The sequence below is a fragment of the Streptomyces sp. BE303 genome, from assembly GCF_036290945.1.
In the GTDB taxonomy this organism is placed as follows: domain Bacteria; phylum Actinomycetota; class Actinomycetes; order Streptomycetales; family Streptomycetaceae; genus Kitasatospora.
This window is the reverse complement of record NZ_JAQYWZ010000947.1, coordinates 17,901-29,612: the sequence shown is the minus strand read 5'-3', so window position 1 is coordinate 29,612 and position 11,712 is coordinate 17,901. Positions and strand designations below refer to the sequence as shown.

Below are 11,712 nucleotides of genomic sequence, written 5' to 3'. Positions count from 1 at the left end.
GGGTTCGGGTTTTGAGCGTTTGAGCGTACAGAAGGTACGCGTCGTACGGAACAAGGAGCGGTCAGGGTGCAACGCTGGCGTGGCCTGGAGGAGATCCCCGGTGACTGGGGACGCAGCGTCGTCACCATCGGCTCGTTCGACGGAGTGCACCGTGGGCACCAGCTGATCATCGGCCGGGCGGTCGAGCGCGCCCGCGAGCTCGGGGTCCGGTCGGTCGTGGTCACCTTCGACCCGCACCCGAGCGAGGTGGTCCGTCCGGGCAGCCACCCGGCGCTGCTGGCCCCGCAGCCGCGCCGCGCGGAGCTGATCGAGGCGCTCGGCGTGGACGCCGTCCTGGTGCTGCCGTTCACCACCGAGTTCTCGAAGGAGTCCCCGGAGGAGTTCTTCCGGCAGGTGCTGGTGGACGCGCTGCACGCGTGCCTGGTCGTCGAGGGGCCGAACTTCCGGTTCGGCCACCGGGCGGCCGGCAACGTCGCGCTGCTGGCCGAACTGGGCCGGTCGGCCGACTGCGGCGTCGAGGTCGTCGACCTCCGGGTGCGCGGGGCGGCGGGCGACGGCGAGCCGTTCTCCTCGACCCTGACCCGCCGGCTGGTCGCCGCGGGCGACGTGGCCGGGGCCGGCGAGGTGCTGGGCCGTCCGCACCGGGTGGAGGGCGAGGTGGTGCGCGGCGCGCAGCGCGGCCGTGAGCTGGGCTACCCGACCGCCAACGTGGACACCGTGCCGCACAGCGCCGTCCCGGCCGACGGGGTGTACGCGGGCTGGCTGACGGCCGACGGCGAGCGGATGCCGGCGGCCATCTCGGTCGGCACCAACCCGACCTTCGACGGCACCGCCCGGACCGTCGAGGCGTACGCCATCGACCGGGTCGGGCTGGACCTCTACGGGCTGCACGTGGCCGTCGAGTTCCTCGTCTACCTGCGCGGGATGGAGAAGTTCGACTCGATCGAGGCGCTGCTGGACCGGATGGCCGACGACGTGAAGCGGTCGCGCGAGCTGACCGACGCCGGCTGACCCGCCGGATCCGCGCGCAAGGGCCCGCCGACTCCGGTCGGCGGGCCCTTGCGCGCGGTGCGTTCCCCTACTGCTGTTGCTGGGGCGGTGCGGGCGGCGGCGGGTAGCCGTACCCGGCGGGCGGCGGCTGCTGGCCGCCGTCGGGCTGGGGGTAGCCGTATCCACCGCCCGGCGGCGCGGGCTGCTGCGGCTGCTGCCACTCCGGCGCCGGCTGGGGCGGACCCTGCGGCGGGTAGCCGTAGCCGGCCGGCGGCGGGGTCTGGCCCGGCTGCGCCCAGGGAGCACCGGGGACGGGCTGGGGGCCCGGCTGCTGCCACGGTTGCACCGGCTGCTGGTGCGGGTACGGCTGCTGCTGCGGGTCCGGGTGGAGCGGGCCGGGCTGCTGGGCCGGCTGCTGCTGCGGGGCGTAGGGCTGCGGTGCGGCGGCGTACTGCTGTGCGCCCGGGTGCTGCCAGCTCGCCTGCTGGGCCGCGGCCTGCTGGGCGCGGACGATGTCCTCGGCGACCAGCGCGGCGAGGTCGAAGTACGCCTCGCGGACCTTGGGCCGCATCATGTCGAGGTTGACCTCGGCGCCGGCCGCCAGGCTCTCGTCGAACGGCACCACGACCACGCCCCGGCAGCGGGTCCGGAAGTGCGCGACGATGTCCTCGACCTTGATCATCTTGCTGGTCTCGCGGACCCCGGAGACCACGGTGATCGAACGCTGCACCAGATCGGCGTAGCCGTGCGCGGAGAGCCAGTCCAGCGTGGTCGAGGCGGACGAGGCGCCGTCCACGCTGGGGGTGGAGACGATGATCAGCTGGTCGGCGAGGTCCAGCACCCCGCGCATCGCGCTGTACAGCAGGCCGGTGCCGGAGTCGGTCAGGATGATCGGGTACTGGCGGCCCAGCACGTCGATGACCTGCCGGTAGTCCGAGTCGTTGAAGGTCGTCGAGACGGCCGGGTCGACGTCGTTCGCCAGGATCTCCAGGCCCGAGTGCAGGTCCTGCGAGGTGAACTGACGGATGTCCATGTAGCTGCGCAGGTGCGGGATGGCCGTCACCAGGTCGCGGATGGTCGCGCCGGTCTGCCGCTTGACCCGGCGGCCGAGCGTGCCGGCGTCCGGGTTGGCGTCGATCGCGATCACCTTGTCCTGGCGCTCGCTGGCCAGCGTCGCGCCGAGAGCGGTCGTGGTCGTGGTCTTGCCGACGCCGCCCTTGAGGCTGATCACGGCGATCCGGTAGCAGCTGAGCACCGGGGTGCGGATGATCTCCAGCTTGCGGGACTTCTCGGCGGCGGCGGCCTTGCCGCCGAACTGGAACCGCGGCTGCTGGCGCTGCTGCTTCGGCTGGCTGCGCAGCAGGCGGTCCGAGGAGAGCTCGACGGCGGCCGTGTAGCCGAGCGGGGCGCCGTGCGCGGTCTGCTGCGGGGCCCCGGACTGCTGCATCGCGGCGGGCACCTGCGGGGCGTCGGGCTGCTGCTGCCAGGGCTGGGCGGGCAGGCCCGGGCCCGGCTGCGGGGGCTGCTGCTGGTAGGTGTTCGGCTGGGGCCAGCCGGCCGCGCGCGGGTCGGCGGCGGCCTGCGGGCCGGGCTGCGGGCCGGGCTGCGGAGCCGGGGCCTGCTGGGCGGCCTGCTGCGCGGCGGCCCAGGCGGCGGCCTGCGGGTCCTGCGGCTGCTGCACCTGCTGGGAGTACGGCTGAGGCTGGGGCTGGGCCTGCGGGTACCCCCGGGCCTGCTGCTGCGGGTCCGGGTACGGCAGGGCCGGCTGAGCCGGCAGCGGCGCCGGGGCGGGCGCAGGCGGGTGGGGTCCACCGGGGTAGGGCTGCGGCTGCACCGACGGGTCGGCCGCGGGCCAGGGCTGGGCGACGGCCGGCGGCTGCTCCGCGTACGGGGCGGGAACCGGGGCGGGCGCGGGCACGGCCGGGTGGGTCGGCGGAGCGGCGAACGGGGGGTGCGGCGCCGCTATCCCGGCGGTGGGTGCGGCCGGGACGGCCGGCGCGGGCGCCGGCTGCGGCTGGAACTGGGGCTGGACCGGCGGCTGGGGTTGCGGAGCGGGCTCGACGGCCGGAACCGGAGCCGGAGCCGGAGCGGGCGGCGCCACCGGAGCCGCTGCCGTCGGGGCGGCGGCAGGGGCGGGGGCAGGGGCAGGCGTCGGAGCCGGACCGGGAGCCGCCGGAGCACCCGGGGCGTCCGTCTGCACGTACCAGGACGGGGGAGTGTAGTCGGGCGCGTCGGACCAGTCGTCGTCGTCCTCCGCCGCGTTGTCGCCGACGTAGACGCCGTCCCGATCGCTACTCACCTGAGGCTCCCTCGTGTTCGCCGCCGCACGTTCGCGGTGCCGTTGCCGCATCACAGCCTAGGCCGTGAGCCACCCCCCACTGAAGGCGGTATCTCATCTCCGACCGGGCCGCGACCGGGATCGGCCGGGTCAGTCGATCCGCCGCGGGCCGCCCAGGACCTGCCGTTCCGCCTGCCCGGCGACGACCCGTACGTACTGCCGGCTCATCCGGGTCGTCCAGAGCGTCAGGTCCTCGGCGAGGGTGGGCAGCGCCCCGACCTCGGGCGGGCCGAGCGACAGCACCCGGCCGATCAGCTCCGCCTCCTGCGGCGAGACCCGTTGCACCCCGACCAGGTCGGCCGCGTTGAGCACCCGGGCCGCGTTCGGCCCCAGGTACGGCAGCACGGTCAGGGTGGTCTGCCAGGGTGTGGCGGAGAGCCGGCTGCCGGGCGGGCGGGCGCCGAGGTCGCGCACCACCAGGACCGGCGAGGTGACCGAGGCGCCCTGCGGGCCGAGCCTGCCGACCTGGTGGACGGTGACGCACGGCTGACCGCCGCCGGCGGCCTGAGCGAGCGGGCCCCACAGGTGGGCGCGGGCGGTCTCCACGGCGACCCGGGCGCCGGTGGCGGCCGCCCGCAGCGCGATGACCTGCGCCGTCCAGACGCCGCCGACCAGGACCAGGTCGTAGGCGCCGGGCCGGAACAGTCCGAGCACGGCGGGCTGCGCCCGGTGCACGTCCTGGCCGATCAGTACGCCGTCGTCGCCGACCGGGAAGGCCAGCGCGGCCAGATCCCCGACGGCCAGCACGTGCTTCTCCCGCCGCGGGCCGCGAAGCCCGAAACCGGGCAGCAGCCGGGACGGGATCCTCGGCCGCCGCCCGGCTCCGGTCGGCGCACCGGTCGGCCGGTAGCCCTGGTACGCCATCAGGCGGTACCTCCCAGCGGGAGGGTGGCGAGCACGCCGGGGGCCTGCTCCAGGTCGAGCCGGGTCAGCCCCAGGCCGGCGCCCTGCGCGCGGGCCTCGACCCGGCGTCCGATCCGGACGGCCTCGCTCTCGCTGCGCCCGGTCACCCGGACGTGGCCGCTGAGCGTCACCGAGCCGCCGGTGCCGTGCCCGGCGGTGAGGCTGAAGGTGCTCGCCAGCGCGGGTGCGCCGGTGACCAGGTTCACCAGGTCGGGGACGGCGATCCGGCCGGGGGCGCCGCCGGGGCGGCCGAGTTGCGGCCAGCGGGAGATCCAGTAGGTGCTGTGCCAGCGGTCGTCGACCCGCCAGAACCGGTTGCCCTCCTGGGTGCGCCGCCCGCTGCCGCCGCCGCCCGTGCCCCGGCGGCCGGCCGTGGCCAGGGGGTTGACGCAGGCGGCGGTGGCGAGTGCGGCGATCAGCTCGCGCTCGTCGAGCACGGTCGCGTCGAAGCCCGCGCTGTTCAGACGCCCGGCGAGCTGGTCGGTGACCCGCTGGAGTGCCTTGCGGGCGCCCTCCTCGCCGCCGCCCCGGGCGCGCACCGCGGTGGCCGCCCGTTCGGGGTCGAGCTTGAGCGCCACCCAGGTGAGCCGCAGGCCGGGGGTGGCTGCGCCGTCCGGCAGCTCCCGGTAGGCGCGGGCGGCCAGCGACTGTTCGGGCAGGTGCGGCGCGGGCGCCGGCCGGGTGTGCTGGACCAGCTGGACCGACTCCAGGGTGATGTCGTCCACCCGCAGCACGGAGCAGACGACGTCCAGCGGGAGCGGCCGGGCGGTGCGGGCGGGGCGCAGCGGGCGGTCCTTGGTCTGGACGAGCAGGACGGTGCTCAGGAAGGTGCCGTCGCCGACCATGCCGGTCTCCCGGCGGACCGGACGGCCGCCGAAGGCCGCCTCGGTGGTGTGGGTGCAGGTGCGCAGCGCGGGCTCCAGCTCCAGCGCGGGGGCGAGCGCCGGGTCGGTGCCGGCCGGCGGCGCGTCGTCCCGGGCGCGCTTCCGGCGGGCCTGCAGGGCGGCCCGGACCCGCAGCGCCTCGGGGGCGGTGCGGCCGCGGACCGGGACGACCGCGAGCACGAGCAGGGCCAGGGCGATCGCGCCGAACGCGGCGGCGACCGGTCGGCTGATCGTCCAGCCGACTGCGGCCAGTGCCGACGCGACCTCGACGAGCACCAGTTGGTGGAGCGCCAGGCGACCGCCCAGGAGCCCGGGGCGGGGGTGGATGCGGACCGGGACGGGGCCGTCGGCCGGGTCGGGGCGGGTCGGGGCGGCGGAGGTGCCGGGGCCGGGTTGCGGGCGGGGTCCGGGGCGGTGTGGTCCGCTGTTGCGTGCCGTGCTGCGACGTCCTGGAGCGGTCTGGCCTGGCATCCCCCGGTGGCCCCTTTCGCTAAGTCAGTTGTCTTGTCCCGCTGGCCCGTTCGCGATCCGTGCCCGTACCGTACTCACCGTCTGCTGCCGCATCGTAGAGGTTCGAGCACGTTCTCGCCCGGCGGATGCGGACCACGGGGCAGGTCGGTCTGACAGGGGGGACGACGAGCATGGCATCGCGTCGGGACGAGCTGAACGCCTACACCTTCGCCCGCAGGCGCACGGTCGGAGCCTTCCTCCTGCCCGGTGGCGGGGGGAGCGACGAGGACGCGCCGCGTCCGGTGAGGGCGGTCCTGCCGAGCGTGGTCGTCGGGGCGCTGGTGGTCGGTGGCTTCGGGCTCTGGGGGGTGTTCCGGCCGAGCGCGCCGCTCGGCTGGGACGAGGGCAGGTTCATCGTCCAGGGCAAGCAGAGCACCACCCGGTACGTCGTGCTGACCGATCCGGACGGCCGGACCAAGCGGTTGCACCAGGTGCTGAACATGTCGTCGGCGCGGCTGGTGCTGCCGGTGGGCGCCAAGGTGGTGGTGGTCGCCGACGGGGTGCTCGACAAGTACCCCAACCACGGCCCGACGATCGGCATCCCCTACGCCCCGGACAAGTTGCCGTCGAGGGAGAACGCGAGCCGGCCGATGAAGTGGTCGGTCTGCGACCGTCCGGGCGCGGACGACGGGGGGAACACGGTCAACCAGGCGGTCTTCGTGGCGGGCGGCGCCGACGCCCGGGCGCTGGAGGCGCCGGACCGGCTGCTCGACGTCGACCAGGCGCTGCTGGTGCAGCAGGCGGACGACCCGCAGGTGGCGGCCCGCTCCGGGCAGGCCGGTGCGGGCGGGGGGCGGCTGAGGCTGTTCCTGGTGGACTCGAAGGGCCGGAGGCACGCGATCGGCGGTCCGGAGGACTCGGACGCCACGCGGACGCAGCTGATGGGGGCGGTCTTCGGGGCGACCGCCAGCCCGCAGAAGGTGAAGAGGGACTGGCTGGACACGCTGGCGCCGGGCAGTGACATCGTCTTCCCGCGGATCGACGGGCTGGTGCCGGACACCAAGGCCCCCAACTCCTCCGTGGCGTTGCAGAATCCGGAGAACCGCAAGGTGGGCCGGCTGGTCCGGTTCGGTGACCGGCACTACGTGGTGGGGAGGAGCCGGCTGCTGCTGATCACCCCGTTCCAGGCCGAACTGATCAGGCAGAACCCGCTGTTGCAGCCGCTGTACGACCAGGACGCCAACCGGAACCCGCGGATCGAGGACATCACCCCGGCCGAGCACGCCGCGCTCAACAGCAGCACTCCGCTGACGGACGACGGCGCCGCCGACTGGCCCACCAGGACGGGTGCCCCGGTCAACGACTGGCAGGCGCAGAAGGACGCGAGGGCCGTGGTCTGCAGCACCTTCGACGGGGTGGCGGAGGACGGCAGGTCCCCGCGGCGCAGCGTCTGGGCCGGCCCGGACTATCCGGCGCGGTACGGCAACGGGGCGGCGTCGGCGCACGTGACGCCCGGCCACGGCCTGTTCTACCGGGCGCTGGACAACGGGACGGACGGCTCCGGCACCGACTTCCTGATCACCGAGACGGGCCTGCGGTACGCGGTGCCGGCCAGCGGCGACAGCGGCAAGGGCGGTCAGGCCGCGGCGTCGGCCCAGCCGGTCCCGTCGGCCTCGTCGGCCTCGTCCGGACAGTCCGGGGCCCCGGCCGCGGCGGGCCGGCCGGAGGAGGCGGGCGGCAACCAGGCCCGGCTCGGCTACCAGGGCCTGCAGCCGGCCCCCGTCCCCCGGCAGTGGTCGAACCTGGTGCCGGCCGGCCCCGCGCTCAATGCCGGGAGCGCAGCTCAGCAGCAGAACGCATGATCGGTCTATCGCCTTTCAGGGCACGGAAACTGACGTGATGTCATGGCTTGGTAACCGGCCCCCGCGCGAGGTTGGGTGAGCTGCGTGTGCCGACTACAGTGCTGCAGGACATCACACCGGTGATGCGCGGGGGGCTCGGAACCGGCGCCCCGGACACAGGGTCTGTCTCGTGGGGGACGGTGGAGCATGGGTCAGTTCAGGACGACCGCTCAGGAGATGCTGGCGTTCACCAAGCACATGGACGAGGTCATCGGCGCGATCAACACCGAGATCAACGGCCTCAACAACCTGGTCACCTCGATCACCAGCGGTTGGCAGGGGCAGGCCGCGCAGGCGTACACGAACCTCCAGGGCCAGTTCAACACGGACGCCCAGGAGCTCAACAAGTCGCTGGTGGCGATCAAGGAAGCGATCGAGCTCACGACCCAGAAGTACGCGCAGGCCGACGCGGAGCAGCAGGCGACCTTCGGCGCCGGCACGGTTTGATCCCCGTTCCGTCCGCTCACCCGGCGACGCGCCCCTCGGGTGATGGGGTGCTTCGCAGCCTCGACTAGGAGACATCGTGGCCGAACACATTCTCGTCAACTTCAGCACCATCAAGAGCGCCAGTTCCGAGGTCCGGCGGACCGCGCAGACGATCAACGCCCAGCTCGAGGAGCTGAAGGCGGGTGTCACCAAGATCGCCACCAGCTGGGAGGGCGTCGCCCAGCAGGGCTACCAGGCCCACCAGACGAAGTGGGACGAGCGCGCCGCGCACCTGCAGCAGGTGCTGGCGCAGATCGCCAACTCCCTGGACAAGGCGGCCGAGAGCTACCAGAACACCGAGAACCGCAACGCCACCCTCTGGACGGGCTGACGGCGGGCTGCGGCCCGAGCACGACTCGACGAGGGGCGGGTTGCCCGGCGGGCACCCGCCCCTGGCGCGCAACCGGGGTGGACGACATGAGGGGTGGCAGGGTGCCGGTGGCCAGGTACCGGACGGCGGCCGTGGCGCTGGCGTCGCTGGCGGTGCTCGGCGGCCCGGCGGTGGCCCCGGCGGTCGCCGCCGGACCGGGTGCCGCCGCCGCACCGGGCATCGCCGCGGCCGGGGACTGCGGCAGGTCCGCGCCGAACGTGCAGGCCGTGCCGTGGTCCCTGCAGCGGATGGTGCTGGACGAGCTCTGGCAGGGCGGCGCGACCACCGGCGCGGGGGTGCTGGTCGCGGTCATCGACACCGGGGTGGACGACCAGAACCCGCAGCTCGCGCACCGGGTGATCGACGGCGGATCGCTGCTGAAGGACAAGGAGGGCCGCCGGATCGAGGGCGGCGGCAAGAACGACCTGGTCGGGCACGGCACCAAGGTCGCCGGCATCATCGCCGCCGGGCGCAGCGAGCAGACCGGCTTCGTCGGCATCGCCCCGGGCGCCACCATCCTGTCGATCCGGCAGAACGACGCGGAGGGCAACGGGGACGTCCACTCGCTGGTCGAGGCGATCGACTCGGCCGTCCGGCAGGGCGCGAGGGTCGTCAACATCTCCCAGGACGTGCGCGGCGCGGGCGACAGCGGGTTCGTCGGCTACACCGAGCTGAAGGCCGCGATCGAGAACGCCGAGAGCCGGGGCGCGGTGGTGGTGGCCTCCAGCGGCAACGACGGCAGGAAGGGCGACACCTACCCGGCGGCCTTCCCGACCGTGCTCGCCGTCGGCGCCTCGGACCGCAACAACGAGCGGACCTACTTCTCCCAGTACGGCGACTTCGTGGACGTCGCGGCGCCCGGCGTCGACATGCTCTCCACCGTCCCGCGCGGCGGCCAGTGCGTGGACAACGGCACCAGCTTCGCCGCGCCGTACGTGGCCGGGCTGGCCGCGCTGCTGGTCGGCGCGCACGGGGACTGGCGGCCGAGCCAGGTGCGGGCCTGGATCGAGCAGACCGCGCAGCGTACCGACCACAAGCCCAACGAGTACGTCGGGTGGGGCGTCGTCGACCCGGTGAAGGCCGTGGCCACCGCGCCCGTCGCGCCGCCGGACCGGGCCACCGAGGATCCGCCGGTCCGGCTGGCCGCCGCCCCGATCGTGCCGCGGCCGCCCGGTCTCGGCGAGACCCGGGCCGACCGGGACGGCCGGACCGCCACCTACGTGCTGGGTGTCGGCGCCCTGCTGGTGGCCCTGGTGATCGGCGGCGCCGTGGTGCTCCGCGACCACCGCCGCGGGCCCTCGGACTGAGTTCCGGAATCTTTTCCGGTCGGGCTGTAACATCCGGCCCCGCTCATCGCATCCCTCCCGTGTCGGGGGAGTGAGCGGGCGGGGGAGGCACGTCGGATGGGACGGACCGGGGGCACGCGCGAGGCCAAGGACGGGGAGTTCCTGGAGCTCGTGGCGGGCCACACGGGGCGGCTGTACCGCTCGGCGTGCCTGCTCACCAGTGGGGACACCCACTACGCGGAGGACCTCGTCCAGGAGGCCCTCGGGCGGATGTACGTGCTGTGGCGCCGCAGTGCCTGGACCGGCGGGCGGTACCGGGTCGAGAACCCCGGCGCGTACGCCCACACCGTCATGGTGCGGACCTTCCTCGCCCAGCAGCGCCGGCGTTCCAGCGGGGAGCGGCCCACCGGCGAGCTGCCCGAGCGTGCGGGCCGGGAGGCGGACCGCGCGCTGCGGCTGACCCTGCTCGACGCGCTCGGCGGGCTGCCGCCCAAGGACCGGGCGGTGCTGGTGCTGCGCTACTGGGAGGATCGCAGTGTCGAGGAGACCGCCGAGGTGCTGCGGGTCTCCTCGGGAGCGGTCCGGACCCGGACCACGCGGGCGCTGGCCCGGCTGCGGGCGCAGTTCGGGGAGACGCTGGCCGAGCTCGCCGTTCGATGACCGATCCTTGACGCTTCCTGTCGCTTCCGGACGTCTCCTGACCGCACGCCGCACACCGCACACCGAGCCCCCCGCCCTACCGCTGCCCGGCGCCCCTCTGGCCCCGCGCTCGCACCGACGCCCGGTGCCACCCGCCACCACCCGCCGCCTATTGAAACGGTGATCACGCATGTCCGAACAGGACAGGTTCGAGGATGATCTTCTCTTCGCCATGACCCGCACGGGTGAGGGCTTCGGAGGCGAGGGCCGGCAGGCGCTGGCGGTCGGTGGCCTGGCCCGGGGCCGCCGGCTCCGCCGACGGCGCTCGGCCACCGCGGCGCTGGGCGGCGCGGTCGCGCTGGCCCTGGTCGGCACCGGCGCGATGTACCTCACCGGCGGCACCGGCGGCACCGGCGGCACCGGAGGCTCCCCGGCCACCGCGCCGCAGACCGCACCCGCGGCGGGCGGCGGAACCGCGAGCGTGAGCGCCACCGGCACCGGCACCGGTACCGACCAGAGCGACCAGGGAGGCCAGGGAGGCCAGGACGGGGCCCCGGCCCGCGCCTACTCCGTCCCCGAGGCGATCGCCGTCCTCCGGACCCTGCTGCCCGCGGGCAAGGTCACCGGCACCGGTGATGCCGCCGGGCCGCTGCTCTTCGACGACGGCAAGGGCGGGTCCGTGCTGAGCCTCTCGTTGGACCGGTACGGGGAGGGCGACGCACGCCGTACGGAGAACGGCTGCCCGGACCGGAAGGCGATGCGGTTCGACGCCTGCACCTCGACCGCCCTGCCGGGCGGCGGCTCGCTGACCGTGTTCCAGGGCTACGAGTACCCCGACAACCGGGCCGAGACCAAGCGGTGGTTCGCCCGGCTGGTCGGCCAGGACGGCCGGATGGTCCAGCTGACCGAGTGGAACGCCCCGGCCGCGAAGGGGGCGCCGGTCTCCCGGCCCGCCCCGCCGCTGACGCCCGAGCAGCTGACGGCGGTGGTCACCGGCAAGTCCTGGGACCGGATCGTCGCGGGCATCCCCCTCCCGGCGCCGGTGAAGCCGCGCGACACCGAGGAGTACGGCAAGGACGAGATCCTGGCGATCACCGCCGGGCTGCTGCCGGCCGGTCTGAAGCAGGCCGAGACCGGCGGCCAGCCGGGCTTCGCCGACTTCGTGGTGGACGACGGCAAGGGCAAGTCCCTGGTGCAGGTCAACGTGCAGGACGGGAGCCATGACAATGCGGTCGAGCAGTTGTTCGGCAACGCCGAGAGGCTCCCGGACGGCACCCGGGTGACCGTCCTCAAGCAGGGCGGCATGTGGACGGTCGACACCCTCCACGCGGACGGCCTGCGGGTGGTGATCAGCGCCTTCAACAGCGCCGGCCTGCGCACCCCGGCCACCCGGGCCACCCCGGCGCTGACCGTCGAGCAGCTGAAGGCGGTCGCCACGGCCCCGCAGTGGAAGCTCAAGAAGTAG

10 protein-coding genes are annotated in these 11,712 nt (G+C 74.7%); 7 read left to right on the top strand and 3 right to left on the bottom strand.

Annotated features, from left to right (window positions below; genetic code table 11):
* The first annotated feature begins 66 nt into the window (after window positions 1-66).
* Window positions 67-1,011: a bifunctional riboflavin kinase/FAD synthetase gene (locus PUR56_RS39745; RefSeq protein ID WP_329877530.1), complete on the top strand. Its 945-nt coding sequence runs from the start codon at window positions 67-69 to the stop codon at window positions 1,009-1,011.
* 67 nt (window positions 1,012-1,078) lie between these two features.
* Here the strand turns inward: PUR56_RS39745 and PUR56_RS39740 are convergent, their stop codons facing one another.
* From PUR56_RS39740 to eccE, 3 genes are all read right to left on the bottom strand, one after another.
* A complete protein-coding gene (locus PUR56_RS39740) occupies window positions 1,079-3,289 on the bottom strand; it encodes a MinD/ParA family ATP-binding protein (protein ID WP_329952546.1) in 2,211 nt (736 codons plus the stop codon).
* A 129-nt stretch (window positions 3,290-3,418) separates the two neighbouring features.
* Complete coding sequence (locus PUR56_RS39735) at window positions 3,419-4,192, bottom strand: hypothetical protein (protein WP_329877534.1); 774 nt, start codon at window positions 4,190-4,192, stop codon at window positions 3,419-3,421.
* Entirely contained in the window at window positions 4,192-5,586 is a 1,395-nt protein-coding gene (gene eccE / locus PUR56_RS39730) for a type VII secretion protein EccE (RefSeq protein ID WP_329952545.1), read from the bottom strand. Before eccE ends, PUR56_RS39735 begins: the two co-directional genes overlap by 1 nt.
* Window positions 5,587-5,756: 170 nt before the next feature.
* Here eccE and PUR56_RS39725 point away from each other — a divergent pair, with 170 nt between their 5' ends.
* The 6 genes from PUR56_RS39725 (at window position 5,757) to PUR56_RS39700 (ending at window position 11,712) form a co-directional block, all read left to right on the top strand.
* Window positions 5,757-7,427, top strand: a complete 1,671-nt coding sequence (locus PUR56_RS39725; protein WP_329952544.1) for a type VII secretion protein EccB — start codon at window positions 5,757-5,759, stop codon at window positions 7,425-7,427.
* Between the two features lie 186 nt (window positions 7,428-7,613).
* A complete protein-coding gene (locus tag PUR56_RS39720) occupies window positions 7,614-7,913 on the top strand; it encodes a WXG100 family type VII secretion target (RefSeq protein WP_329952543.1) in 300 nt (99 codons plus the stop codon).
* Window positions 7,914-7,989: 76 nt separating this feature from the next.
* A complete protein-coding gene (locus PUR56_RS39715; RefSeq protein WP_329952542.1) occupies window positions 7,990-8,283 on the top strand; it encodes a WXG100 family type VII secretion target in 294 nt (97 codons plus the stop codon).
* A gap of 86 nt (window positions 8,284-8,369) precedes the next feature.
* Window positions 8,370-9,629, top strand: a complete 1,260-nt coding sequence (gene mycP / locus PUR56_RS39710; RefSeq protein ID WP_329952541.1) for a type VII secretion-associated serine protease mycosin — start codon at window positions 8,370-8,372, stop codon at window positions 9,627-9,629.
* A 96-nt stretch (window positions 9,630-9,725) separates the two neighbouring features.
* Complete coding sequence (locus tag PUR56_RS39705; RefSeq protein ID WP_329952540.1) at window positions 9,726-10,268, top strand: SigE family RNA polymerase sigma factor; 543 nt, start codon at window positions 9,726-9,728, stop codon at window positions 10,266-10,268.
* A gap of 169 nt (window positions 10,269-10,437) precedes the next feature.
* Complete coding sequence (locus PUR56_RS39700; RefSeq protein ID WP_329952539.1) at window positions 10,438-11,712, top strand: hypothetical protein; 1,275 nt, start codon at window positions 10,438-10,440, stop codon at window positions 11,710-11,712.